This is a genomic window from Haloarcula sp. CBA1115 (assembly GCF_000827835.1).
GTDB classification, from domain to species: Archaea; Halobacteriota; Halobacteria; order Halobacteriales; family Haloarculaceae; genus Haloarcula; species Haloarcula hispanica.
This window is the reverse complement of sequence record NZ_CP010529.1, coordinates 3265361-3290291: the sequence shown is the minus strand read 5'-3', so window position 1 is coordinate 3290291 and position 24931 is coordinate 3265361. Positions and strand designations below refer to the sequence as shown.

General features: G+C 60.9%; 16 protein-coding genes, 2 tRNA genes and 2 pseudogenes. 8 read left to right on the top strand and 12 right to left on the bottom strand.

What is annotated here, in order from left to right:
• Positions 1-11: 11 nt before the first annotated feature.
• From SG26_RS16355 to cysE, 4 genes and pseudogenes are all read right to left on the bottom strand, one after another.
• Positions 12-926 (bottom strand): tyrosine-type recombinase/integrase, encoded by a 915-nt coding sequence (locus SG26_RS16355; protein ID WP_175055159.1) that lies wholly within the window; start codon positions 924-926, stop codon positions 12-14.
• Positions 926-1363, bottom strand: a complete 438-nt coding sequence (locus SG26_RS16350) for a hypothetical protein (protein ID WP_050038148.1) — start codon at positions 1361-1363, stop codon at positions 926-928. Before SG26_RS16350 ends, SG26_RS16355 begins: the two co-directional genes overlap by 1 nt.
• A 58-nt stretch (positions 1364-1421) precedes the next feature.
• Positions 1422-1826, bottom strand: a pseudogene (locus SG26_RS16345) (DNA-3-methyladenine glycosylase family protein); the annotation flags it as partial.
• 45 nt (positions 1827-1871) lie between these two features.
• Positions 1872-2429: a serine O-acetyltransferase gene (gene cysE / locus SG26_RS16340; protein WP_050038147.1), complete on the bottom strand. Its 558-nt coding sequence runs from the start codon at positions 2427-2429 to the stop codon at positions 1872-1874.
• A 410-nt stretch (positions 2430-2839) separates the two neighbouring features.
• On the opposite strand from cysE, the pseudogene SG26_RS22010 reads away from it, so the two are divergent.
• Positions 2840-4115 (top strand): annotated as a pseudogene (locus SG26_RS22010) (RNA-guided endonuclease InsQ/TnpB family protein).
• A gap of 11 nt (positions 4116-4126) precedes the next feature.
• Here SG26_RS22010 and SG26_RS16325 read toward each other — a convergent pair.
• Positions 4127-5284, bottom strand: a complete 1158-nt coding sequence (locus SG26_RS16325; RefSeq protein WP_050038145.1) for an acyl-CoA dehydrogenase family protein — start codon at positions 5282-5284, stop codon at positions 4127-4129.
• Between the two features lie 113 nt (positions 5285-5397).
• On the opposite strand from SG26_RS16325, the gene SG26_RS16320 reads away from it, so the two are divergent.
• Both SG26_RS16320 and SG26_RS16315 read left to right on the top strand, forming a co-directional pair.
• Positions 5398-7362 carry a 3-hydroxyacyl-CoA dehydrogenase/enoyl-CoA hydratase family protein gene (locus SG26_RS16320; protein WP_050038144.1) on the top strand — a complete coding sequence of 655 codons (1965 nt, stop codon included), beginning with the start codon at positions 5398-5400 and terminating at the stop codon, positions 7360-7362.
• Between the two features lie 215 nt (positions 7363-7577).
• Positions 7578-7652: transfer RNA gene (locus tag SG26_RS16315), tRNA-Glu, on the top strand.
• A 55-nt stretch (positions 7653-7707) separates the two neighbouring features.
• Here the strand turns inward: SG26_RS16315 and SG26_RS16310 are convergent.
• Positions 7708-9090 carry an ATP-binding protein gene (locus SG26_RS16310; protein WP_014040502.1) on the bottom strand — a complete coding sequence of 461 codons (1383 nt, stop codon included), beginning with the start codon at positions 9088-9090 and terminating at the stop codon, positions 7708-7710.
• Positions 9091-9385: 295 nt separating this feature from the next.
• Here SG26_RS16310 and SG26_RS21205 point away from each other — a divergent pair.
• The 4 genes from SG26_RS21205 to SG26_RS16295 all read left to right on the top strand — a co-directional run bounded on the left by SG26_RS21205 (position 9386) and on the right by SG26_RS16295 (position 12580).
• A tRNA-OTHER gene (locus tag SG26_RS21205) sits at positions 9386-9441 on the top strand.
• A 274-nt stretch (positions 9442-9715) separates the two neighbouring features.
• A complete protein-coding gene (locus SG26_RS16305; RefSeq protein ID WP_014040501.1) occupies positions 9716-10969 on the top strand; it encodes a DUF4352 domain-containing protein in 1254 nt (417 codons plus the stop codon).
• A gap of 110 nt (positions 10970-11079) precedes the next feature.
• The gene (glmU, locus tag SG26_RS16300) at positions 11080-12261 is read left to right on the top strand and encodes a bifunctional sugar-1-phosphate nucleotidylyltransferase/acetyltransferase (protein ID WP_050007724.1); all 1182 of its coding nucleotides are present in this window, start codon (positions 11080-11082) and stop codon (positions 12259-12261) included.
• A 139-nt stretch (positions 12262-12400) separates the two neighbouring features.
• A complete protein-coding gene (locus SG26_RS16295; protein ID WP_008308944.1) occupies positions 12401-12580 on the top strand; it encodes a hypothetical protein in 180 nt (59 codons plus the stop codon).
• 107 nt (positions 12581-12687) lie between these two features.
• Here SG26_RS16295 and SG26_RS16290 read toward each other — a convergent pair whose 3' ends face one another.
• A complete protein-coding gene (locus SG26_RS16290) occupies positions 12688-12897 on the bottom strand; it encodes a hypothetical protein (protein WP_008308946.1) in 210 nt (69 codons plus the stop codon).
• Positions 12898-13056: 159 nt separating this feature from the next.
• Between SG26_RS16290 and SG26_RS16285 the strand changes: the two genes are divergently transcribed.
• The gene (locus SG26_RS16285) at positions 13057-15039 is read left to right on the top strand and encodes a long-chain fatty acid--CoA ligase (protein ID WP_050038143.1); all 1983 of its coding nucleotides are present in this window, start codon (positions 13057-13059) and stop codon (positions 15037-15039) included.
• 30 nt (positions 15040-15069) lie between these two features.
• Here SG26_RS16285 and SG26_RS16280 read toward each other — a convergent pair whose 3' ends face one another.
• The 5 genes from SG26_RS16280 to SG26_RS16260 form a co-directional block, all read right to left on the bottom strand.
• A complete protein-coding gene (locus SG26_RS16280) occupies positions 15070-15462 on the bottom strand; it encodes a secondary thiamine-phosphate synthase enzyme YjbQ (protein ID WP_014040498.1) in 393 nt (130 codons plus the stop codon).
• Positions 15463-15551: 89 nt separating this feature from the next.
• The gene (locus SG26_RS16275; RefSeq protein WP_050038142.1) at positions 15552-18779 is read right to left on the bottom strand and encodes a SpoVR family protein; all 3228 of its coding nucleotides are present in this window, start codon (positions 18777-18779) and stop codon (positions 15552-15554) included.
• Positions 18776-20089: a YeaH/YhbH family protein gene (locus SG26_RS16270; RefSeq protein ID WP_050038141.1), complete on the bottom strand. Its 1314-nt coding sequence runs from the start codon at positions 20087-20089 to the stop codon at positions 18776-18778. Before SG26_RS16270 ends, SG26_RS16275 begins: the two co-directional genes overlap by 4 nt.
• The gene (locus SG26_RS16265) at positions 20080-22362 is read right to left on the bottom strand and encodes a PrkA family serine protein kinase (protein WP_050038140.1); all 2283 of its coding nucleotides are present in this window, start codon (positions 22360-22362) and stop codon (positions 20080-20082) included. The genes SG26_RS16270 and SG26_RS16265 overlap by 10 nt, the downstream gene beginning before the upstream one ends.
• Entirely contained in the window at positions 22362-24434 is a 2073-nt protein-coding gene (locus SG26_RS16260; protein WP_050038139.1) for a PrkA family serine protein kinase, read from the bottom strand. Before SG26_RS16260 ends, SG26_RS16265 begins: the two co-directional genes overlap by 1 nt.
• Between the last annotated feature and the right edge of the window lie 497 nt (positions 24435-24931).

The following is a 24931-nucleotide window of genomic DNA, read 5'->3' as shown; positions in this document are numbered from 1 at the left end:
GATTTGATTGATTAGTACTGCGGTCCCCACCGACGATATGACTTCTCTACGTCCGTATCAAGAGCATTTAGATACACCTCTGTAGTTTCCATTCTGTCGTGTCCCATTAGCTCCTGAAGGAACTTGATGGGCATACCGTTGTTGAGGCAGGCCATAGCGAAACTGTGCCGTATGGTGTGAGGTGTGACGCGCTTACGTCCCCTGCCCGACTTGTCTACATACAGTGTCTCCTGTATCCCTGCATTTTCGGCCCCCTTGTTAATCACATCAGCTAATCGCCGTTGACTGATATGCTCACTGCGGTTTGTTGGGAACAGGTACGGCGTATTATCGACGTACACACCCTGTCTGTCAACAAGCCATATCTCAAGCAGTGTATCTAACGTCTCATCATAGTAGACAGTCCTGTCCTTGTTGCCCTTGCCACCGATTACGTCAATACGGCGATTGTCTGTGTCTATATCCTCTACTTTCAGGGTACACAACTCAGTCGCTCGAAGGCCCGTCTCGAACATCAGACGAATGATTAGCTCATTACGGAGAACAGGGGCAGGCAGGTTCTCAATCAGCTTGTTAATTTCATCCTGTTCAAGATAGATAATTTCCTTCTTTTCGGTCTTACGTGTCTTCCCCGTGTACTGATACCAACTCCAAATATCCAGCTTGTCACTGTCGGTAGGGTCGTCGTCACGGTCTAACTGTCCAAAGAACTTGATTAGTCCTGTACGGGCGGCGTCAACGGTCTTATCGGCATAACCGTCATTCAGCATATCCTCCAAGTACTGAGCTATCTCGTCCGTGGTAACCTCATACACGTCAGGGTGGTGTTTGATGAACCGCCGTACCACCGTCTTGTAGTTCTCAATTGAGGCAGGAGACTCTGTCCGCATACCGTCAAAGACCGACAGTGCATCACTTTCGTTCATCATTGACTACTCCCTTGATAGAAACCACCGTCGTCTGTCTCCCTGATGTTCTTAATATTATCCGACACTTCCCGTAGCTTACGCCGAACAGTCGCCTTGTCGGGATAGTATGCCTCATCAGGGTCTTCTGGCAGTTGTGATACATCAAAGTCCGACAGTCCCTCACTGGCGTCATCGGCCATTATCGGGGACCCTGCAAACGCTTTCGTCATCACTGCCATTTGGTCCATCAGTTCGTCAATAGTATTGTCCATACTCTCAATCTTCCGTGCCGTCTCGTCGTCCATCCCCCCACCCGTTTGCCAGCCACCGTTTATTTCACGGGTAACTGCTGTCCGTACAAGGTCGGCAGTAGTTCGGTATTCAGGACTGTTCTCTGCGTATTCGTCCCACAGTTCCTTTTGCTCGTCTGACACCCGTACCTGTATTCGTGCCATGCATTACTGCTGTCAGCAGATAGCATAAGTGTGACGCCTGTACTCACTGACGCTATAACAGCAGTTGCATATTTGCGGTCCAGTCGCCGACCCCCGTAATGGCGGTCAGTTCCTCGTGGATCTCCTCGTCGGCGGCGTCCTCGAACGTTTCCAGCGAGTAGCCGTGTTCCAGAAACGCATCGGCGACCTCGTTGACGTAGCGGGTTTTCTGCCGCGAGAGCCCGGCGTCCCGGAGGAGGTCGTTGTCAGCGTCTTTGATGCCCGCCGGTGTCACGGTGACGGCGTCGAACAGTCGCTCCCGTGTCGCGGCGGCCGACGCCATCGACACCTGCTGGCGAAGAATCGAGACGACGAGCCGCTCGAAAAGGTCCGACGCCGGGTCGAGCGTGAGTTCGCCGTGTGTCTCGACCAGCGGCCCGATATCGGGGTCTGCGCGTAACACCTCATGTGGCGAGTCACTCATGGCTCTGTGATACTGACTCGACGGAAAAGAACGTATCTGTCGCCGTTAGCCGTCAGCGATGATAGGGTCCGGATTTGGTGAGGCGACACCGGCAGCGCCGACAGGCTCCGCCGGGTTGCCCACGACTGTCGTTTCGGGGGTCACGTCATCGACGACGACTGCGCCAGCGCCGACGGACGCGTTCTCTCCAACGGTGATCGGCCCCATTATCGAGGCATCAGCGCCGATGGTCGCGCCGTCCCTGACCGTCGGGTGGCGCTTTTCGCGGCGCATGGACGTGCCGCCGAGGGTGACACCGTGGTACAGGAGCACGTCGTCGCCGATTTCGGCCGTCTCCCCGATGACGATGCCCATCCCGTGGTCGATGAACACGCGCTTGCCGATCTCCGCGGCGGGGTGGATCTCGACGCCGGTCAGGAACCGCGCGACGTGGGAGATGAGTCTGGCGAGCAACGCTCGGTCGTTCGCCCAGAGCCAGTGGGCGACACGATAGGCCCAGATCGCGTGCAGGCCGGGGTACGTGAGCGCGACCTCCATCGCGCTGGTCGCCGCCGGGTCCTTTGTGAGTGCTGTACGAATATCCGCTTTCAGTCGGTCAAACATGGTGTGTAGTGTGGGTGGTGTCGTCTGTAGACGGGACGGCTGGCCGGGCCGAAGCACTGGACATTAGAATCGACAACAGCGACGGGAGAAGCGGTGACTGCCTGTGGTTCGAAGCGGGCGAGCAACGTGGCGTGAAGTTCGGTCGCCCATGATTACCACAACTACGACGCTCGATAGCTTAAAAAGCAGTGGTTCGACCAGCAATTAAAGAAAGCAGCGGGAGGTCCACAGGCCACTAAGCGGTGACCGAGGCAAAAATCATGCAGTTTCGAGGCGGAGCCTCCGGCCTCAAGGAGTGAGCGAAGCGAACGAGTAGGCCGGAGAGGAAGCCGACAACCCGGACACAGACCACGGACTGTTGCCGTCTGTTCTCCCCAACGCTGATAAAACACCGAGCACACGTCTGAGCCATGGAAGTGCGGCGCACTGTTTCAGTCAAACTCGACGTGGACAGCAACGACGCCGCACTTCTCCGCGAAACCGTCGATGAATTTCTGTGGGCCGCCAACTACGTCGTAGACCACGCATGGCAGGGCGAATACAAAACGACGAGCAAGGCCCAGTTGCAGGCAGAAACCTACGACGACGTGCGTGAGCAAACACGATTGCACGCGAATCTCGTCCAGAACGCTCGCAACAAGGCCGCCGACGCCGTACAGAGCGCCGTCGCCCGCTGGAAGCAGGGCGAGTACGCGGGAAAACCGCAGTTCACGAGTCCGACCGTGGTGTACGACAAACGGTGCGCGACATTCCACGACGAGTACGTGTCGCTGGCGACCGTTGAGGGCCGTATCGAAGTCGAGTACCTCCTTCCCGCCGCCGACCGCGACACACCACACAGTCGGTATCTCGACAGCGACGACTACCAAGTGACGGGCGCAGAACTGCACCACAGAGACGGCCAGTGGTTCCTTCATCTCCGTACAAACGCGGAGGTGGTGTCTGACACGCCGAAACAGGCGACGACCGGGCACAGGACAGTCCTCGGCGTTGACCTCGGCGTGAACCAACTCGCTGTTACTTCGACAGGGACGTTCTGGAGCGGCCACGAGTTCGACCACGAGGCGCGAGTACGAGGAGCGGCGTGGCTCGCTCCAGCAGTGTGGCACGCGGGCCGCTCACGAGAATATCCAGTCGGTCGGAGGGAAGGAAACGGGCCGGTTCAAACTGATGCTCCACCGGATTGCCAACGGTATCATTGAAGAAGCCGCCGAGAACGGGTGTACGATCATCGCCTTCGAGGAGTTGAGCGGCATCCGTGACCGACTCCCCGAAGCGTCGTGGGGCCACAAGTGGGCGTTCGAGCGGTTGTACGAGTACGTCAAATACAAATCCGAGTTGCACGGCATTGATGTGGCAGTGGTAGACCCGGAAAACACGTCACGTCGTTGCTCACACTGCGGGTTCACCCACCCGGACAACCGCGACAGCGAGGCGTTCGTGTGCCTGAAATGCGGCTACGAGAACCACGCCGACTACAATGCGGCAAAAAACATCGGTTTGCGGTATCTCCGTCGTAACCAAACTGGGGACGGTGGAGGCGCACCCGTAGGCGTGCGCTTGAATCGCGGGACATTGAACGCGAACGGAGAGTATGAGACTCCTGCCGGAGATTCCGGCCAGAGCGGGAGTCCACGCGAAAGCCCCACCCTCAACGAAGCGAGGTCGTCAGACCGAGCGAAGTAGGGTGGGGTAGTTTACGTCATGCCCTTCCCGAGCAGTTCTCGGGCGATGATGTTCTTCTGGATCTCGGTCGTCCCCTCGTAGATCTGGGTGATCTTGGCGTCGCGGTAGAACCGCTCGACGTCGAAGTCGTTGACGTAGCCAGCGCCGCCGTGGATCTGGACGGCCTCGTCGGCTGTTTCGACGGCGACGCGGGAGGCCTTTTCTTTGGCCATTGAGGCCAGCTGGGTGAGCTTGTCGGCGTCGTTGTCGACGCTCCAGGCGGACTTGTGAGTTAGCTGGCGTGCCGCCTCGATTTCGGTGAACATCTCGGCGAGTTTGTGCTGGGTGGCCTGGAACTCTGAGATGGACTGGCCGAACTGCTCGCGGTCTTGGGCGTACTCCAGCGCGCGCTCGGCGGCCCCGCGAGCGATACCGACGCCCTGTGCGGCCACGCCGGTCCGGGTCTCGTCGAAGAACTGCATTATCTGGAGGAAGCCGGCCCCGCGCGTTCCCACAAGGTTGTCTTCGGGGACGCGCACATCGTTGAGAATGAGTTCTGCGGTATCCGACGCACGGATACCCAGTTTCCCCGTAATCTTCTCGGCTTCGAACCCGTCGCGGTCGGACTCAATGAGAATCTGCGAGAAGCCGTTGTACCGCCCCTCCGCGTCCGGGTCGGTCTCACAGAGCACGACGAAGTAGTCGCCGACCGAGCCGTTGGTGATCCACATCTTGTTGCCGTTGATGACCCACTCGTCGCCCTCCTTGCGCGCCTGTGTCGACACCGACGACACGTCCGAGCCGGTGTCTGGTTCGGAGATGGCCGCGCCCATGATGGCGTCCCCAGTTGCCACAGGCTCCAGGTACTCCTCTTTCTGGGCCTCTGAGCCGAACCCGATGAGGGCGTCAGCACCGAAGGCGGCCGACTGGATGCTCAGGCCGATTCCGGGGTCGGCCGCGAACAGTTCCTCGGCGATGATAGCGTTGGTCAGCGTGTCGTAGCCTGCGCCACCGTACTCCATCGGGATGTTCGCGCCTGTCAGCCCCATCTCGGCGGCCTTCTCGACGATCTCTCGAGGGAACTTCTCTTCCGTGTCGTACTCGGTCGCGACGGGCTTGATTTCGTTTTCGGCGAACCGGGCAATCTCGTCCTGTATCTGTCGCTGCTCTTCTGTCAGTTCGAAGTCCATATGTGGTGTGTTGACGTGAAATGCATTAATGGTTTGTAATCCGAAATAAACTGGAGAGTGGTTTTCTAATGAGAGAAACGTTGAAGCCTCGGCCGGCAGTGGAACGATATGTCATGGATTTCGAGGATATTGACACTATCGCCGTGCTCGGTGCCGGGAACATGGGCCATGGAATCACCGAAGTGGCCGCCATCGCAGGCTACGACGTGCGGATGCGTGACATCAAAGACGAGTTCGTCGAGGACGGCTACGACAACATCGAATGGTCGCTGAACAAGCTGGCCGAGCGAGACCAGCTCACCCAGGAGGAAGCCGATGCGGCGCTTGACCGCGTCACGCCGCTGGTCGATGTCGAGGAAGCAGTCAGCGACGTCGACGTGGTCATCGAGGCCGTGCCGGAGAAAATGGAGATCAAGAAGGACGTGTACACGGAGGTCGAAGAACACGCGCCCGAAGACGCCATCTTCGCCACGAACACGTCCAGCCTCTCCATCACGGAACTGTCGGAAGTGACCGAGCGACCCGAGCAGTTCTGTGGGATGCACTTCTTCAATCCGCCGGTCCGGATGCAGCTGGTCGAAGTCATCTCCGGCGCACACTCCAGCGACGAGACGCTGGACGCCATCGGGGCGCTCGCCGAAGACTTCGGCAAAACGCCGGTCCGCGTCCGCAAGGACTCGCCGGGGTTCATCGTCAACCGCATCCTCGTCCCGCTGATGAACGAGGCCGCCTGGCTCGTCCACGGCGAGGAAGCGACCATCGCCGAGGTCGACTCGACGACGAAGTTCGACATGGGCCTGCCGATGGGGTCGTTCGAACTCTCCGATCAGGTCGGTAACGACGTCGGCCTCCACGTCCTCGAATATATGCACGAAGTGCTGGGCGAGCCCTACGCCCCGTGTCCCCTGCTCGAGGAGAAAGTCGAGAACGAGGAACTCGGGAAGAAGACCGGCAAGGGCTTCTACGACTACGAGAACGGCGGCGTCGATATTCCGACCGACGCCGGCCGCGAAGACGTCGAGCACCGCCTCGTCGCCGTGATGGCAAACGAGGTCGGGAAGCTCGTCGAGAACGACGTGGCCCCCGTTGCAGACATCGACCAGGCCGTCCAGCTCGGCGGCGGCTTCCCGGACGGTCCCGCGAAGATAGCCGACAAGACCGGTCTCGAGACGCTCGTCGACACGCTTGAGGAAACCCACGAGGAGACCGGCGCGGAGCGCTACGCGGTCTCTGACGGCCTCCGAGAGGCCGCGGCGGAAGGTGGCTTTTACAGTACCGAGGACGAGGCTCCAGCGGAGTTCGATAATGTCACCGTCGAGTACCCCGGTGACATGGTCGGTCACATCGAACTCGACCGCCCACACCGGATGAACACCGTCAGCCCTGAGCTGATGGACGACCTCGCCGACGCCGTCGACCTGCTCGAAGACGACGACGAGGTGCGCGCCATCCTGCTGACCGGGGCCGGCGACAAAGCGTTCTCCGCCGGGGCAGACGTGCAGGCGATGGCCTCGAACGCGACGCCGCTGGACGCCATCGAACTCTCCCGCAAGGGCCAGCAAACCTTCGGGAAGCTCGAGGAGTGCTCGATGCCGGTCGTCGCCGGCATCGACGGCTACTCGCTGGGCGGCGGGATGGAACTGGCGACCTGTGCCGACCTCCGCGTGGCCTCGGAGCGCTCCGAACTGGGCCAGCCCGAACACAACCTCGGCCTCCTGCCGGGGTGGGGCGGCACACAGCGCCTCGCCCGCATCGTCGGCGAAGGCCGCGCCAAGGAGATTATCTTCACCGGCGACCGCTACGACGCCGACGAGATGGCCGAATACGGCTTCATTAACGAGGTCGTCGACAACGACGCCCTCCACGAGCACGCACTCGAACTGGCCAAAGACATGGCCGCCGGCCCGCCGGTCGCACAGAAACTCACCAAGCGCGCGATGCTGGCCGGCCGCGACGACATCGATGCCGGCCTCGAAGTCGAATCACAGGCTTTCGGTCATCTCATCGGGACCGACGACGTGATGGAGGGCATCAACGCGTTCATGGGCGACGGGGAGCCGAACTTCGAAGGGAAGTGAGGCGACCGTCGTCAGAGCGAAGCTCTGACGGAAGTGAGCCGGACTTCGAAGGCAAGTAATAGCGGACAGTCGCCCACCGGCTGAATACGTCGTATCTTTTTGACACACGCTACTGGAGCCTGCCGACTCACAACAGTCGTACGTCTGTGGTACGCATCCTCAGGTAGCGTCTATTTCGATGGGGTTAAATTGGTGCACCCGGAACGCAAGAGTACGCTCGGTTGGTGTAGTCCGGCCAATCATCTTGGCCTTTCGAGCCGAGGACCAGGGTTCAAATCCCTGACCGAGCACATTACTGTCGCGAACAAACTCGTAAGTCACTACTGTGTGGGGAGTGGATCGCGTTCACGAGGTGCTGTTAGTTGTTACCAGATCTGAAAGTTCGAAAAGAAGCACGTCATCGCGGGTGTCAGCGACGCGTTCGAGATCGTCAGTGTATCCGGAGCGGCTGAACAAGACGTACAGCGTCTCTTCCTCGGCTGGTTCTCCTGACCACCGGACTTCTTCCGTGGTTCGTTCAAGATCAGAGAGCACGCCTTCGCTTACCGGCTGAGAGGTGAACTTACACTCGCCAGCAACGAGTCCCCTATCTGAGAGACCGAGGATGTCCAACTCGTGTTCTTTGAACCACCACTGCCCGACATCACGGAACTGCCGGTCGATAAGGTCTGGAATCGCTCGCTGGCAGAGGCGTTCGAACAACGGGCTCACGTAATCCGCTAGCTCGGGCACAACGAGTTTGTCGTACGCATCGGCGCCGAGCATGCGAAGCTGATCCTGGTTCCCGTAGACGAATCGAAACCAGAACCGGAACAGCGGCGCAGCGATGCGGTACCGGCCGCGTTTCGAGGTCCTCGGTGATTCAGTGACGGGGATGTGGCGTTCAACGAGGCGGAGTCGACGAAGCTTCTGTAAGTACGTACTGAGCGACCCCGAATCCACGCCGGCCATGCCCGCGATCTCGTTCGGAGTGCGACGCCCATGAGCAAGTGCGCGGAGGATACTGAAGTACGTGTTCGGCTGCCGGAGTTCGGTGCGGAGAAGGAATTCCGGTTCTGAGTACAGAAGCCCGCGCTCCGACAGAACTGTCTGCTGGACGTTCGCTCCTAACGGCTGGTCGGGATCGATAGTCTGGAGATAATACGGAGTCCCGCCGTAGATCGACCACGCGGTGATTGCGGTTTCGGGATCGTATTCCGGGAAGAACTGCTGCGCATCGACTACTTCGAGGGGCTTGAGATCGATTGTTGCTGTCCGGCGTCCATACAGCGGCGCGCTCCCGGAAAGCACCTTGTCCTCCATAACGCTGATCGAAGAGCCGACGAGCACGAGTGTCATCCCCGTCTCCTGTAGCTTCATGTCCCAAACTCGCTGTATCCGTGACGGGAGCGATTCGTCCTCCTCAATGAGGAACGGGAACTCGTCGATGACGATAATGGCGTCCTCTTCGCCGAGTGTTTCTAGGAGTGCTTCCCAATCACGGCGGACGTTTCGCAGTGACGGGAACTGCGCAGTTGCAGTGTCGACGAACTGTTCGAGTTGGTTCGGTGCCGTGGACTCGACTGCCTGGTAGTATACGGCGTCGTCCCGATCAGCGATGGACTGGCGGACGAGTTCGCTCTTACCGAGGCGGCGACGGCCGTAGATTACGACGAAATCCGCCGTCACAGACTCGTAACAGTCTGTTAGCTTCTCGAGTTCGATATCCCGGTCAACGAATTGCGCCATACAGGCAGTACCATACCCAATACAATAGAACTCCCGATTTTGGAAATCGTAGTTTCAGAAATCGTGGTTTCTTTATTTTGAAGTCAGTATAGCCGGACTGGTTCTGAGAAGGTGCTCTCGAACCAGTCCCGACTGCCATTTGTGTGGGAATTAAAACCAGACACACCTCCCAATCGAACTTGGCTGATGGACAATCAGCAGGTTGGTTCAAGTACTCCCTGTACATTAGCTGTTAGTAGCGACGAAAAAACGCAATTGGGTGGATTTGGGTGTGCTCGAAACAAATGGTCACTCTGCGGTTACGGAAGGCCTTTCAAGCCGAGGACCAGGGTTCAAATCCCTGACCGAGCACATTACTGTCGTAACCAAACTATAGTAGCCATTGAAAACCAACCCACGCCTGATCGCACGACAGCAGTGTGATCAGTGTGTGAACTGTTTCAATTGTTACTATAGTGAGCGACTGCTGTGCCCGCTGTTCGATCCGTTACTACTCTGCCCAGTCCGCACGTAACTGTGAGTTCAGCCTCCAGGCTTTGCAATTCAGCCACTCTCTGTGTTGATATTTGACAATTACGTAGGTGAAAGAAAACATATTTATATATGTATATGAAGCCAGTAGTATATGAAACGGCGAACATACGTAAGTACGATCGGAAGCAGCATCGCTGCACTCAGCCTTGCAGGATGTAGTGGGAGCGACGGGGGAGACGGAGACGGCGGAGACGGAACCAGTGAGTCGACACCAACGCCGGAACCAACGTATGAAGTAGATCAAGAGGCACCGGCACGGCTGAAACTGCTCTCCGTGAATGGGCCAAAGGAGGTCGCGTTCGGTGACACCATCGAGGGTGACGTGACTGCCGTCAATGTCGGTGGTGAGCCGATATCCGGGAACGCAACCATAGAGTTCGTCCATTCGGAAGCAGCTAACACTGAGCCACAGACAGTCACCGTCAACGCTGACGGACTGGCGTCCGGCGAAGAAGTCTCGCATAGCTATCGTGTCGACGCCGAGTACGCCGGTGCTTGGGCGTTTGAACCGTCGTCGGACTTCTACGCCGTCGACGATACGGTCACGTCAACCGTGTCGGTCCTCCCGAAGCGGGGGAGCACTGGGGAAACCATCGAGCTTGCGAGCGGCGTTCAGGCCACAGTGTCTGATATGTCCTACGAACAGATGATCGCCTACGAGCTCCCCTCTGGCGAACGGGCTTTGGGCGATAACACTGTCCATGCCATTCGCGAAACGGTCTCAGATAATATCCTCCTGATTCTGAGCGTGACGTTCGAGAACGGAACTGGCGAGGCGAAGACGGTGTCGAAAGACGACTTTGTCGTTCCCGAATCGAGCTTCGTGAGCGAGTCGGCCGCAGGTCGTGACGGGACGAACGCAGCCGGGGAGAACATCAACCCAGGGCAGACCTACAGCGGCCATCTGATTTACGCTGTCCCGAAGGCCAAGATTGACAACCTCGCGTTCGGCATAAATCTCGCAGAAGGGAGTGCAGTCGCTGATATCGAAATCCCGCTTCAGTCGCCCGGTGGCTTCCCCGAGTTCGAACTGGCGAACATCGACGTTCCGCCGGAGGACGTCACGGGCGATGAAGCGATAGTCGAGATGGAGGTCGAGAACGTGGGCGACAGCGCAGGGATGTTCAAGTCCATCTTCGAGTTCAAGACGCCCGAGGAACCAGGCATACTTGCCGGCTATTCCGCAGATACGTGGTACATTGACTCTGATGGCCCCTACACGCAGCGGATTCCCGCTGGGGAAACCAGAACCATCGAACTGGTGACGGAACCGGACGCGGACAGGCGGTGGGACTACCGGACGACGCCATTCGGGGCAGAGTGGACGTTCGAGGCCGTGGAATAGGTGTAGATAGGGCTTTCTCCACGACCGAATCAGCGTGACTTCTCGCTAATCCGCCTCCCGAACGAGTCAACAGCGGTAGGTATTTTTCGGGCCCGAGCAACGGACCGACCATGCAAGCAGTCGTACTCGCGGCAGGCCAGGGGACGCGTATGCGGCCGTTGACAGACCACACACCGAAGCCGATGCTCCCGGTCGCGGACCGGCCGCTGGTGGCACACACCGCCGACACGGCAATCCAGGCGGGGGCCGACGAACTCATCTTCGTCGTCGGCTACGAGGCCGAGGCGGTCCGCTCGTACTTCGGCGACGAGTACAACGGCGTCCCGGTCAGCTTCGCCGTTCAGGAGGAGCAACTGGGGACCGCCGACGCTGTCGCCGCTGCGAGGGAGCACCTCGACGGTCCCTTCGCAGTCCTCAACGGCGACAACCTCTACGACGCTGCGAGTCTCAGCGGCCTCTTCGACGCCGCGCCGTCGGTCGCGGCCTACCGCGTCGACGATCCGACGAGCTACGGCGTGCTGTCGACCGAAGGTGACACAATCACCGGCATCGTCGAGAAGCCGGACGACCCGCCGACGGACCTGGCCAACGCCGGGGCGTACGTCTTCCCGGCGGAAGCGCGGGACTGGCTGGACGTGCCGCTCAGCGACCGCGGGGAGCGGGAAATCACAGACGTGCTCGCAAAAGTCATCAAGGAATCGACGGTCACCGCCGTCGAGGTCGACCGCTGGCTGGACGTGGGCCGTCCCTGGGAGTTACTGGAAGCCAACGAGTGGAAACTGGGGCAACTGGACCGACGACTCGACGGGGAGGTGCGGGGTGATGCCGACCTGCGCGGCGAAGTCGTCGTCGAGGAGGGCGCAGTTATCGAACCAGGCGTCGTCATCGAGGGGCCGGCGCTGGTCCGCTCGGGCGCACACGTCGGCCCGAACGCCTACGTCCGCGGGGCGACCCTTCTGGGGGAGGATACCCACGTCGGCCACGGCGTCGAACTCAAGAACACGGTGCTAATGGCGGGGTCGAACGTGCCCCACGTCTCCTATGTCGGTGACAGCGTCATCGGGCGCGAGGTCAACTTCGGCGCGGGAACGCAGGTAGCGAACCTCCGCCACGACGGCGACCCGGTCCGGATGACAGTGAAAGGCGACCGCGTCTCGACGGGGCGGCGGAAGTTCGGCGTCGTCGCAGGCGACGGCGCGAAGACGGCTATCAACACGAGCCTGAACGCCGGTGTCGTCCTCTCCTCGGGCGCGACGACAACCCCTGGCGAATCCGTCACGCGAGACCGATAGCGGGCATCTTCTATCGAGCGTCTGTTTGCGGTAACTACGTGTAGCTAGCCTTCTGTAACCGATTCGACATTCGTGTACGTTCGTGACGTTCAGTGCAAGTATGTGGGATTAAGTGGCGTGAAAGACACTCTCAACTAAGATGGTCGACCCGACATCAGATCACCACGAGAATATCGACGAGGACGAGGCACCGGAGTGTGCTACCTGCGGCGACGCTATCGCTAACGAAGTGACACACCGTGTCATCACATGGATAGAAGACGGCAGCGTCGAAACCGCCCACTTTTGCAACGAGGACTGCCGACTAGAGTGGCAGTAACACGTCTGTTCTAACTGTCTTCCGGACGGTGTACCGCTTTCCGGGTGCGCACCCGCGACTCCGGCCGTTCGGGTGCATCCCTTCGCTGGCAAACTCGCACGCTCTTTTCAGTCCACCTGCGCATCGATGTGGTGGACTGCGTCTGGTGAGAGGAGTCGCCCCGTGGGTAGTTCGACCCAGCCGTTTGCGAGGACGCGAACCGCTCCCTCGTGCAGGACTGTCTCTTGCTCGATATCGGCGTACACGATGGCGCTCTCGTACTCTTTGACGAACTGCTCCACGGCATCACCCCAGGCTGGTTCCGTCGAGACGACCATGTGATGGCTATCTCGCTCTCATGACAAAGCTTTGGCGAGACAGGTTGCCACTCGTCGCCCCTTCTTCCAAAACCGTTGACGGAATCAACTCCGACAAACCAATTGAGTGTTAACATCCTGCACATATTTGGGCTGGCCTAGTGAACACTGCGGTATGACATGACTGCGGGCAATCACTCTGACTGGCGGACGGCCGAGGAAGCGCACACTGATGACGTCATCGGCGACGACACGCTGGGGGAGATGTTTGCCGCAAGCGCGGCCCGGAACGCCGACACGACGGCCCAACTGTACAAGGGTGGTGTCTACGACCGGTCACTGACTGTCGACGTGATACCGGCGGCTCCCGACGGCGACTACGCCGAACTCAGCTACGAGCGGATGCATCACCTGGTCAAATACCTGGCCGCAGGGTTCCGTGACCTCGGTGTCGGCCCGGACGCCCGCGTCGGTATTCTGGCCAACACGCGGATGGAGTGGGCGCTGAGCGACTTTGCCGTTCTGTCTGCGGGCGGGGTGGTGACGACCGTGTACACGGATTCCTCGCCGAAACAGGTGCAGTATCTGCTGTCGGACCCAGAGGCGAGCGCCGTCGTCGTGGAGAACGCCGAGATGCTGGACCGTGTCCTGGCTATCGAGGAGGACCTGTCGCTTTCGTTCATCGTCGTCATGGACGACATCGACGTGGACCGCGAGGACGTGTACACACTCGAAACAGTGTACAGGCGCGGCGAGGAGACGTTCAGCGAGTCGGCGTACCAGTCCTGGCTGGACGACCGCGACCCCGACGATCTAGCGAGTCTCATCTACACCTCCGGGACGACGGGCCAGCCGAAAGGGGTCCAACTCACCCACCGCAACTTCCGAGCGAACGTCAATCAGGCCCGCAGGCGAATCGGGCCACGACCGGACAAGCCGCCGGACCTGCCGACCGTCACCGCCGAGACGCGTTCGATAGCGTTCCTCCCCCTGGCGCACGTCTTCGAGCGCCTCGCGGGCCATTTCTTCATGTACGCCTCCGGCGCGGCTGTGAGCTACGCCGAAAGCCCGGATACGCTGGCCGACGACCTCCAGACCGTCAAACCGATGACCGGGCTGAGCGTCCCCAGAGTTTACGAGCGTATTTTCGACAATATGCGAACGCAGGCCAGCGAGTCCCCGCTCAAAAAGCGGATTTTCGACTGGTCGATGGACGTGGCCCGCGACTACGCCCGGACTGACGACCCGGGACCGATACTCACTGCGAAACACTCGCTCGCTGATCGACTCGTCTACAGCACGGTCAAAGAACGGCTCGGTGGGAACATCGAGTTCATGGTCAGCGGCGGCGGGAGTCTCTCGAAAACGCTCTGTGAGACGTTCCTCGGGATGGGGCTGACGATACTCGAAGGGTACGGCCTCACTGAGACCTCACCGGTTCTGACGGTGAACCCGCCGGAAGACGTCCGTCCCGGAACCCTGGGTGCTCCGCTGACTGAGGTCGACGTTCACATCGATACCGACGTCGTCGACGCCAGCGAATTCGACGGCGTCACTGGCGACGTGGGCGAACTGCTCGTCGACGGCCCGAACGTCACGCAGGGGTACTGGAACGCGCCCGATGCGACAGCGCGGGCCTTCACCGAAATCGACGGCACCCAGTGGTTCCGCACCGGCGACATCGTCGAACGGACCGACGACGACTTCCTCATCTATCACGACCGCCTCAAGGAACTGCTCGTCCTCTCGACGGGGAAAAACGTCGCACCACAGCCCATCGAAGACCAGTTCGCGACGAACGACCGGGTCGATCAGGTCATGGTCGTCGGCGACGACCAGAAGTTCGTCGGCGCGATAATCGTCCCGAACTTCGAGGAACTCCGCCGGTGGGCCGACAGCGAGGGCGTCGACCTCCCCGACGACCCCGAGGAACTAGTCGAGGACGACCGCGTCCACGCGTGGGTCCAGACTGCCGTCGACGCGGTCAACGAGGAACTCGAACGCGTCGAGCGGATCAAGTCGTTCGCGCTCGTCTCCCGGGAGTGGACCGCCGAGAACGACTTGCTCACGCCGTCGATGAAAAAGAAGCGCCGCAACATCCGCAGCGCGTACCGCGAGAAACTCGCAGAGATATACGGCGAACAGCAGGTCGAGGCTGTCTGACTGGCAGTCGTCAGTAATGCTGTCGCCGCCTCAGTCGGTGACGACCACGTCGACGGCTCGTTCTCGCGGCCCGTCGCAGTCGACGAGCAGCACGGACTGCCACGTCCCCATATCGAGGCCCCCGTCGCGGACGGGAATCGTCTCGCTCGGCCCCACAAACATCGCCCGGACGTGTGCGTCCGCGTTGCCGTCCAGTTCGTCGTGGTCCCACCCGCTGTCCGGGACGAGGTCCCCGAGTGCGTCACTGAGGTCACCGAGCAGCCGCGGCTCGGCCTCGTTGACTGTGATGCCCGCGGTGGTGTGGCGGACGAACACTGTACAGGTCCCCTCGGCGTCTTCGGGAATCACGTCCCGGACTCGGTCGGTGATGTCGACTACCGAGAGCTGGTCGTCAGTCGCGACAGTGAACCGATTCGTTGGCATATCTGCGCCCACGAGCGGACGGAACTCAAGCGTACCGCTACGCTCAGCGTCACAGGTCGGAAAACCCGGCCTCGTTCAAACTCCGCCCTTCAGGCAAGCCACTCGTCCGGCTTGGTGTTGTAGTCGATGTCAGTTGCTGTGAGGTGTTCGACCTCGGACCAGTCGACATCGGTGACAGTCACTTCGTCGCCGTCGTAGCGGATGCGCTTGCCGACCTCTTCTGGTTCGGGTTCGCGGTCGCGGCGCTTGGCGACCTCCACGTCGTGGTCGTCGAACTCCTTGACGATGGTCAGCAGGTTCACCGGTCGGCCCCAGAGTTCGAAGGTGCGCTTGAGCACTTCCTTGGCCTGGCCGATGTCGAGCATGACGCCGTTGTACTGATGAGCGAGCAGCAGTTCGTTGCGGTTCTGGTAGTTGCCGTCCTCGACGACGACGGTGGGCTTCCCGAAGTTGGTGAACTGCAGCATGAGCTTCTTCTTGACGTCTTCGTGGTCCGTCGAGGTCACCCGGTAGTCACCCGAAGCGTGGGTGTACTCGTAGGTGAAGTAGTCGTTGTCGTCGACGAACTCCTGGGTGAGGAACTCATCGAGGAAGGTCACGTCGTTGTGGCTCTCGCGGATCTCCCGCATGCGCTCCCACCCGCGGGTGTAATCCACGTCGTCGAGTGCGTCTTCGACGCTGTCGTAGCGCGAATTGTCGAACATGTAGCGGGCGGTCCGCTCCAGTTCCTCCTGCCCAACCCGGGAGACGAAGCCGCGGTACTGGGGCTTGACCAGCGAGTAGTGGCGCTGGGCCAGCCCCTCGTAGGTCAGCACCTTCCAGGGGTACTGCTCCACGTCGAACTCGCCGTCGCGGGCCGCCGCCAGCCCGTCGCTATCGACCCGCGGGTCCTCGGGGTCGAGGTCGTCGAGGTGGTTCGGGACAGCAGTGAGCCACGCCGGCGGTTCGAGGTGGTCCTGTACCATCTTGTAATCGACACTCTCGTCGAAGTTCCGCCAGGTGATGCCCTCGACGCGGAGCAGGCGCTCGATGACCTCGCGGCGGTTCTCCGTGTTCTCGACGTACTCCCAGATCTCCAGGCCGAGGCTGTAAGGGTTCAGCCCGCCCGACCCGAGCACCTTCGACATGTGGTCGGAGTAGAGGATGAACTCGTCGTCGCCGGCGAACTGTTCGCCGGTCATCATCGTGGATTCCCAGTAGGAGTTGTGGTTGACGAACCCCGCGGCAGCGTACCGATGCGTCTCCTCAACGGAGATATCATACACATCTCCGGTGCCGGTTTCGACATCGACAATTTCGTCTGTCCACGATTCAGTTTCGAACCAGGCGAGTTCATCGAGGTACGTTGACAGTTCCGTCGCTTTTGCCTCGTATCCGAACCCGATTTCGTCGGCGAAGGTGTTTGCAGACGCACCGGTGAGATGGACGTGATAGCAGCCGTCCGACTGCTCCCGCCGTCGGCTCAGAACTCCGAAGTTCGTCAGTAGTAGCTGAACCCTTTTCGAGAGATCTTCGCTCTTTGTCGACAGGATCGCACCCTGCTCTCCGGCGTACCCATCGGCGTCGAATAGACCGCGAATGAATTCGGCGACCACCTGTTTCGGCGACCGCAGAATCTGGTCTGGGACCGTTTTTTCAGCAGCAGCGACACCAGTTGGGAGGTCGAATTCCTCAGTGAGCAAGTCACGGAGATTCTTCGAATACGCGTAGACTCGCCACCGTGACTCCTGCCGTTCGACCGTCGCTTCGATACCGAACAGTTCCGAGAGAAGCCCAGCGAACTCTTCCGCATGGGCCTGTTTACCGGATGTAAACCCGATATGGCGGGAATTCGACGGAACGTGTCCGTCTCCGATTAACAAACCGAGGAATCGCCCGAATAACTCATCAACGGTTTCAGGGATGCGGATCGACTCTCTGTTACTCAACCCAGCGTTACCGCCTTCTTCGTAGCCGTCGAGTGCGCGGTCGATAGCCTCAGCCTTTTCGGCGCTACCTGTACGCCGATACCGCATTACGGTCCAGACGGAGACACCCGCCTCATCAGCGACGTCATTCAGCGACGTGTATTCCGAACAGGTCCACTCGATTGGGACGTTCGTCTCGGGCCACGTCCCGTTCCCGCCAGTGACGGCGATTTCATCGCCAGTCTCCAGTTCATCAAGTCTGACCCAGTCTCCATCGGGCTGACGCACACGGTGATTGTTCGATCCGGTCAACTCGAACCCACGACGTGTCTCTATCGTCACGGTATCGTGGTCCGGGATAATGTTAGAGTCGTACACTTCGCGTGCTTGTTCACCATCGGAGACGGTGACATGGTCCGATACCACGTCCTCCATTGGAACTAACCCATCAGCCGTGAAAACCGGCGTCTCAGGGTCTACACAGGCCCAACCCTCGTTCATCACCTTCGTCATTTTCTGCGGCGCAAAGTAGTAGGCCTCCCGTCGGAGCAGTTCCAAGAGTTCCGTCTGCCAATCTTCCATCTCGGTCGCGCGTTCGGCGTCCCCGTCGTACTGCATGCCGTGTTTCCGGAGGAAGCCGAGCACGTCCTTCTCGGGTTCGGCGGGGAACGTGACGTTCTCGTCGTCGTCGCGCTGGGCGTCCAGCCACTCCTCGTCGAACACCTGCCGTTTGACCTCCTCGGAGAGTTCAAGATCATCCAGCTGCTCGGTCACGTCCGCCCCTTCAATGTCCTCGAACTCCTCGGGGACCGTCTCGACCGGGCTGTAGGGAATATGCTGGTCGATGTTGTCCTCCAGACAGAGGACGTGGTCGATGAACCGCTCGACCTCGGCCCGCTCAATGTCGGGGTCTTGCATGTACTCCTGGATGGTGTCGCCGTGGCGGGCGAGCATCCCGGCGGCGTCAGGGCCGCGGCGGCGGTCCTCGCCGGACGCATCGGTCGTCGTCCGGGAGGAGCCGTCGGTGAACATCCGGAACCACTCGTTGTTGGCGAAGAAGTCCGCGTGGGCTTCGACGTGGGTGATGACGGCCTTCTGGTCGGCCAGCGTGTTCGACTCTTGGAGGAACGCGTGGGCCGGGTCGTCGTTGTTGACGATCTCGAAGGCCTTGCCGCCGAGGAACTGGCCCTGTTTCTGCTGGCGGTCGTACTGCATCCCCCAGCGCCAGTGCGGGTAGCGCTGCTGGAACCCGCCGTAGGCGATGAGTTCGTTCATCTCGTCGTAGTCGACGATCCAGTAGTTCACCGGGTACGGTTTCAGCCCGAGCTTTCTGGCGAGATTGCCAGCCTCCTCGACGGGCTCGTCGAGGTCGTCGGCCACGCGCTGTTTCGCGAATCTGTCGTCGTTCATTGGTCCTCCGTACTGAGTATGTCGTAGATGGCGTCCACCACGTCCTCCGGCGAGGAGACGTACGCGACCGCGACGTTGTCGGCGTCGCGGAAGGAGCGTTCGACCTCCTCGGCGTGGGTGGCGTTGATGGCGTTGCCGCTCGGCTGGGTTTCCACGTACGCGTGGAGGTTCGCCGGGATCTGTTCCATCAGCGGGATTACTTTCTCCTCGGTGTCGTTCGAGGAGTTCTCGCTGTCGCCCGCCGCGAACACGTAGCGGTTCCACTCGCTCCAGGGGTACTCCTCTTCGAGCACTTCGGCGGCGAGTTCGTACGCACTGGAGATTCGGGTGCCCCCGCCCGAGCGGATGCCGAAGAACTCCTCGCGCTCGACCTCCCAGGCGTCGGCGTCGTGGGCGATGTAGACGAACTCGGCGTTGTCGTACTTGCCGGTGAGATACCAGTCAAGCGGCGTGAACGTCCGCTCGACCAGTTCCCGCTTCTTCTGGCGCATCGACCCGGAGACGTCCCGGATGTTCACGACGACGACGTTCTTCTCGCGCTCCTCGACGATTTCGGGGTAGCGGTAGCGCTCGTCCTCGCGACGGAACGGGATCTGGTCGACGCCCTCCCGGCGGATGCGCTGTGAGGTCTCAACTTTTTCGACGTTGTCCTCCATCTCCTCGATGGAGTCCCAGACGGCTTTCTCGTCGGCAGGCAGTTCCTCGTAGGCGTCGTCGATCCACGCCTTCGAGACGGGCATGTTCCCCTCGCGGGTCCACTCGTAGACGGTGGCCGGCCCCCAGCCGTCGACTTTGAGCGCCTCGCGGACGTAGTCCTCGTCGAAGTCCATCGCGAGCTTTCGCTTGAGTCCTTTCTTGAACAGCCGCTCGAAGTCCAGCGTCGAGGAGGGGCCGGTCCGGGTGATGTCCGTGAAGTCGCCTTCCTTTTCCTCGATGACTTTCTTGCCCTTCGGTTCGAGGTCGAGCCCCAGTTGTTCGTCGAGTTCTTCGGCGAACTCCTCGGGGTCCATCTCGTAATACTCGTGTTCGCCGCCCTCCTCGCCGGGTTCGCCGTCCGCGTCACCGTCGTCGCCGGGCTGGGGCTGTGGCTGGCCGACCGGGTCGCCCTCTTCGGCGCCTTCCCCCTGACCGACGCCACCCTGATCGCGCTGGTCGTACTCGAACTCAGGGAGGTCGACGATCTTGATCGGGATACGAACGGAGTCGCCCCGAGATTGGCCCAGATCGCCGTACTGGATGAACTCGGCGAGGTCCTGTCGGCGCTCCTCGCCCACGTCGCGGTACCGCTCGAGGTCGTCTTTCAGTCCCATCTGTAACTCACCTGGCTCATAACGTGACGGCTCGTCAGTTCGGCCGACGCCGGCGTGTAGTCGAACATCTCTACCATGTTATCCAGCGTCTTGTCCTTGAGGCGGGCCGTCTCGGTGCCGGACGGGGGGTTGTCCCATTGCCCGGGCTCGAAGTCCGCGTAGGTCCGCTGGATGTCGTCCCAGTCGTAGCTCCCGAGGACGGTGTTGATGACCGGAATCTCCTTGGGGTTGACGTCGCCGACGCGGAACTCCTCGTCGCGGCGCTGCCACGCGTGGCGGTTCAGGGCGGTGATGATTTTGTCGGTGCGGAACTGCTCGACGGCGTGGTCGGGCTCGTTGCCGTCGTAGTTCTTCTCGTCGAAGCGGCCCAGGTGTTCGATCTCGAACACCTTCATCTTCAGCGGGTCCGGGTCGACGAGTTCGCCCCGCTCGTTTTCGATCTGGTCGTCGGACTCCCAGGCGTAGACCTGTTCGATGTACTCTTCGACGGTCGCCTCGTCGACGCGCTTGTCCCGCATCATCGCGTCGAGCACGTCCTGTTCCTGCTGGCCGAAGATGTAGTTCTTGACAGTCACAACACGCTCCTCGTACTCGGTAGCCTCACCAGTGGAGAACACGGGGGCATCCACCAGTCCCTCGGCGACGGCGTTGAGCACGTCTCGGGGCATCAGAACGTGTTCGACCGGGAGGTCGGGATGGTGGCGGTCCTGTGGTTCGTGCAGCAGGTCGGCGATGATATCGCGGACGTAGGTGACCGGAATACCGTGGTCGCCGTCCTCGGCGGTGGTCTCCAGATCGTAGTCGTCGATGTCGACGCGCTCGTCGCCCTCCATCAGGTAGCCCCGGTCGAACAGCAGCGCTTTGTCGACGAGGTCCAGCCCGGTCGGGATTTCGGCGCTATCGAGCCGCGAGACGACGGCGTACAGCGCCGCGGACTCGATTGTGTGTGGGGCCAGCTCCTTGTCGGTCGCCGACTCGACTTCGTCCCGAACCGAGATGGTCAGTGGCTCCTGAATCCACGTCTCTAGTTCGTCCCAGGTCTCGGGGTCCCACACCTGCGTCTCGTTGGTCAGCTCCCGCCGCAGGAGCTGGGCTTCGAGAGAGAGGTTCGTCAGGTACGTGAACTCGTGTTTGTCCAACCGGCGTTTCAGCGCCTTCAGCGGGTCCTGGCCCTCCCGGTCGGCGTGTTTGTTGAGCTGGGCCTCTAGGTCCGGGTTCGAGATGATGATGAGCTGGGTGTCCACGTCCATCCCGATGCCTTTGTCGAGTTTGACGTGAGACTCGTCGGGCACGTTCAGCAGCTTCTGGAGCAGGTCAGCGTGCTGGGCGGCGTCCTCGACGACGGTCAGCAGGCCGTTGCCCTGGGAGAGGACGCCGTCGTAGCTAAACGCCTGTGGGTTCTTGCGCCCCCGCGAATCCAGTTCGCGGAGCATGCCGTGCATCCACGAGCCGACGAGCCGCTCCTTGGGCGTCCCCTCGTCCTCGGAGTGCAGGATGCCGATGCCGTGGCCCACGTCCACGACGAAGTTCTTCACCCGGAGGTGGGCGGGCTGGGTGACCGCCGAGAACAGGTCCGTCTCGCCCTGCCGGCGGTACTGTTCTTCGAGGAAGTCGTAGGCCTCCCGCGAGAACGGGTCGAGTTCGCCGTCGACGCGGATCGGGATGTGGTCGTCGAGGCGCTCGTTGACCTCGGCGAGCAGATCGGTGCGGACGTCGTCGGGGAACACCGTCAGCGGGTGGGCCTGGACGGGGCTCTCGTACCAGTCGTCCTCGTCCTCGACGGCCGCGTTCCCGTAGGTCATGCTGGTGGCGTTGCCGCCGGCCCCGGCGACGTTCCACTCGACGGTGTAGCGCCGCCCCTCGGGCGTCTTCGAGTACTCCCGCAGGCCGTTGATGAGACAGCGTTTGAGCTCGGACTTGCCGGTCGCCGTCGGTCCTTCGAGCCAGATGATCTTCTCGTCTTTCCCGCGGCCCGCCGCAATCGAGCGGAGGTCGTCGACGAACGCGTTCAGGACCTCGGTGTTACCGAGGATGGCGTGTTCCCCGTCGTTGTGCGGGTCGTCGAAGAAGCGGTAGCGCTCCTTCTCCTCGCCCTCCTCGATGACGATCCGTGTTCCGGCGTCCTCGATTGCATCGAGCAGGTACTTCGAAGCGTGGGCTGCGACCTGGGGCGTTTCGAGGACGGTGTCGACGTACTCCGCGAGGCTCATCGGGGCCTCGTAGGCGGCGTCGAGTGACTCGTCCGCGCGGTCGATGTACTCCTCGCCGGTCATTACTCTTCCATCTCGCTTTTGGCGACCTCCGCGCCGGCGAACTCGAGGACTTCCTTGGCGCCCTCCTCGGAGTAGCCCTGTTCGATGAGGGCGTCGATCCACTGGTTGCGCTCCTCGTCGTCCATCTCCGAGCTGGAGACCAGCGCGGAGAAGTTGATGTTGTGTTTCTTGTCTTCCCAGAGCTTGCGTTCGAGGGCACGGCGCAGGCGGTCGTTGTCCTGTGGGTTGAACGTATCACCCTCGCGGGCACGCCGGGACACCCAGTTGGACACTTCCTGCCGGAAGTCGTCCTTGCGGTCCTCGGGGAGGTTGAGCTTCTCCTCGACGGAGCGCAGGAACTGTTCGTCCGGCTCCTGTTCGCGGCCGGTGAGTTCGTCCTCGACGGTCGCGTCGTCGATGTAGGCCATGACGTGGTCCATGTACTTCTCGCCCTGGCGCTGGATCTCGTCCATGTCGTAGGCCAGCGCGTGGCGCACGTCCTCGATGGCCCGCTCCTTGTACTCCTCGCGGACGAGTTCGAGGAAGCGGTAGTACTTGCTGAACGATTCCTCGTCGATAGAGCCGTGGTTCTCGAGGTTGCCCTCGAGGTGGTTGAACGTCGTCAGCGGCGAGAGGAAGTCCCGGCTGCGGTGCATCGAATCCATGATGGCCTCGGCGATCTCGTCGCCGATGAACCGCGGGGAGACGCCGTCCATCCCCTCGCCGATGTCGGCCATTTTCTCGGCCTCCTCGCGGAGCTTCTTCACGTCGACGTCGTCGGCCTCGTCGATTTCACCGTTGTAGGCTTTCGCCTTCTGGACGAGGTCGATGGATTCGTTGTCCGGCTCCTCGATGCGGGTGAGGACGCCGAACAGGCCCGCCATCTCCAGGGTGTGTGGCTCGACCTGGATGTCCGGCAGGTCGGCGTTGCGTAGCATCTTCTGGTAGATGTTGGCTTCGGCCTCGTACTGGAGGACGTACGGGAAGTCGATGCGCTTGGTCCGGTCGTTGAACGCCTCCATCTTCTCGTCGCCCTTCTTGTCCCGGTACTCGGGCATGTTCGTCCGGCCGACGATGACCTGGTCGATGTCGATGCGGGGGTTGTTCTTGGGCTTGATTGTCTGTTCTTGACTGGCATGGAGGAAATCATAGAGGAACTCCCGCTGGAGCTTCAGCAGCTCCTCGCCAGAGAAGATTCCGCGGTTGGCGTTACAGAACGCCCCGGAGTAATCGAACGCCCGCGGGTCGCTCTCGCCGTAGATGGCGATCTTCGAGTAGTTGACGTCGCCGGTGAGCTCCGTCTCGTCCTGGTTCTTCTTGTCTTTGGGCTCGAACGTCTCGATACCGCGGCGCTGGTTCTCGTCCGCGACGAAGCGGATTATCTCGATATGGTTCTCCAAGACCGATTGGAGGTCGTCGTCGTACTCGGCCAGCAGCCGGTCCATGTAGAACTCCGAGGCGGGGTCAAGCGACTGCTCGTTCCGGATGGTGTAAGGCGCATCGAGTTCCGCGTTGATGTCCTTGATGACCTTGTCCCGCTGCTCCTGTGGGAGGAGCACGAGCGGGTCCTGGTTCATCGGCGACCGGACCACGTCGTCGGCAGGGTCCTGGTCGTGGATGACGTCACAGAGGTTCGTCCAGCGGAAGGTGTACATCCGCCCATCGTCCCGGCTGGTGTAGTCCTCGAAGTAGCGCCGGACCTGGCGGTCGAAGTCGGACTTGCCCGACCCGACCGGCCCCAGGAGGAGTTTGATGCGCTTCTCGGGGCCAAGGCCGCGAGCGCCGGATTTGACCTTGTTGACGAACTCGTGGATTGCCTCGTGGATGACCCGCCCGTAGAAGGTGTTCTCGCCGTCGTTGAGCGGGTCCTCGCTCGCCAGTTCGTACTCGACCACGCCGGCCTCCTCGTCGTAGGTCTTGCCGTAGTAGTCGAACATGTCCGCCACGCGCTGGTGGGCGTTGCGGGCGATCGTCGGTTCGTCGTACAACTGTTGTAGATACCAGTCGAACGTGTTCGTCTTCCGGAGGTCCGCCGGTATCGTGTCACGGTACTCCTTGCTCAGCGCTTCGAGTGTCTCTTTGTTCTTGCTCATGCTATCTCAGTAGTTCGTCGTGGCTGCAGGCGACCGCCGACTGTTGCGGGACGGTCCCGGGGCTGTGTGGCTACTCGTCGTCGGTGCTGTCCGCTGCAGATGTGACCGCGTACAGCCGCCGAATCACCCTTCGCTGCAGGGTGACGCGTGTGCCCTTCCATGGCTGACCTGCCGGGCGGAACACGGGGACTGCTCCGACCTGCTGTGGTAACGGGAGACAGTGTGGAACTGTTTCCGATACTATTTACCGTACGAACTCTGTTCGTATAAGAACTTTGCCCTCTTGTGGGTATACCGCCGATAAATTCCGACGCCGTGATAGGCCGAACACGGGGATGGTGGGCCATATGTATGTTAGCGTGCATCATTGGTTTCGAGTTGGATTTATATACTGTGTCGGTTGTCAACTGTTCTCTTCGGTGTGTCGGCCAGTGTTTAGCGCTGGATTGATGTGAATCTGTTGCTGGTTTGATTGGCGACTGAGAACGGCCCACACG

Excerpts from the sequence above, each read along its gene's own strand:
- SG26_RS16355 (WP_175055159.1), bottom strand. The coding sequence starts at position 926 with ATGAACGAAAGTGATGCACTGTCGGTCTTTGACGGTATGCGGACAGAG.
- SG26_RS16350 (WP_050038148.1), bottom strand. The coding sequence starts at position 1,363 with ATGGCACGAATACAGGTACGGGTGTCAGACGAGCAAAAGGAACTGTGG.
- cysE (WP_050038147.1), bottom strand. The coding sequence starts at position 2,429 with ATGTTTGACCGACTGAAAGCGGATATTCGTACAGCACTCACAAAGGAC.
- SG26_RS16325 (WP_050038145.1), bottom strand. The coding sequence starts at position 5,284 with ATGGACTTCGAACTGACAGAAGAGCAGCGACAGATACAGGACGAGATT.
- SG26_RS16320 (WP_050038144.1), top strand. The coding sequence starts at position 5,398 with ATGGATTTCGAGGATATTGACACTATCGCCGTGCTCGGTGCCGGGAAC.
- SG26_RS16310 (WP_014040502.1), bottom strand. The coding sequence starts at position 9,090 with ATGGCGCAATTCGTTGACCGGGATATCGAACTCGAGAAGCTAACAGAC.
- SG26_RS16305 (WP_014040501.1), top strand. The coding sequence starts at position 9,716 with ATGAAACGGCGAACATACGTAAGTACGATCGGAAGCAGCATCGCTGCA.
- glmU (WP_050007724.1), top strand. The coding sequence starts at position 11,080 with ATGCAAGCAGTCGTACTCGCGGCAGGCCAGGGGACGCGTATGCGGCCG.
- SG26_RS16295 (WP_008308944.1), top strand. The coding sequence starts at position 12,401 with ATGGTCGACCCGACATCAGATCACCACGAGAATATCGACGAGGACGAG.
- SG26_RS16290 (WP_008308946.1), bottom strand. The coding sequence starts at position 12,897 with ATGGTCGTCTCGACGGAACCAGCCTGGGGTGATGCCGTGGAGCAGTTC.
- SG26_RS16285 (WP_050038143.1), top strand. The coding sequence starts at position 13,057 with ATGACTGCGGGCAATCACTCTGACTGGCGGACGGCCGAGGAAGCGCAC.
- SG26_RS16280 (WP_014040498.1), bottom strand. The coding sequence starts at position 15,462 with ATGCCAACGAATCGGTTCACTGTCGCGACTGACGACCAGCTCTCGGTA.
- SG26_RS16275 (WP_050038142.1), bottom strand. The coding sequence starts at position 18,779 with ATGAACGACGACAGATTCGCGAAACAGCGCGTGGCCGACGACCTCGAC.
- SG26_RS16270 (WP_050038141.1), bottom strand. The coding sequence starts at position 20,089 with ATGGGACTGAAAGACGACCTCGAGCGGTACCGCGACGTGGGCGAGGAG.
- SG26_RS16265 (WP_050038140.1), bottom strand. The coding sequence starts at position 22,362 with ATGACCGGCGAGGAGTACATCGACCGCGCGGACGAGTCACTCGACGCC.
- SG26_RS16260 (WP_050038139.1), bottom strand. The coding sequence starts at position 24,434 with ATGAGCAAGAACAAAGAGACACTCGAAGCGCTGAGCAAGGAGTACCGT.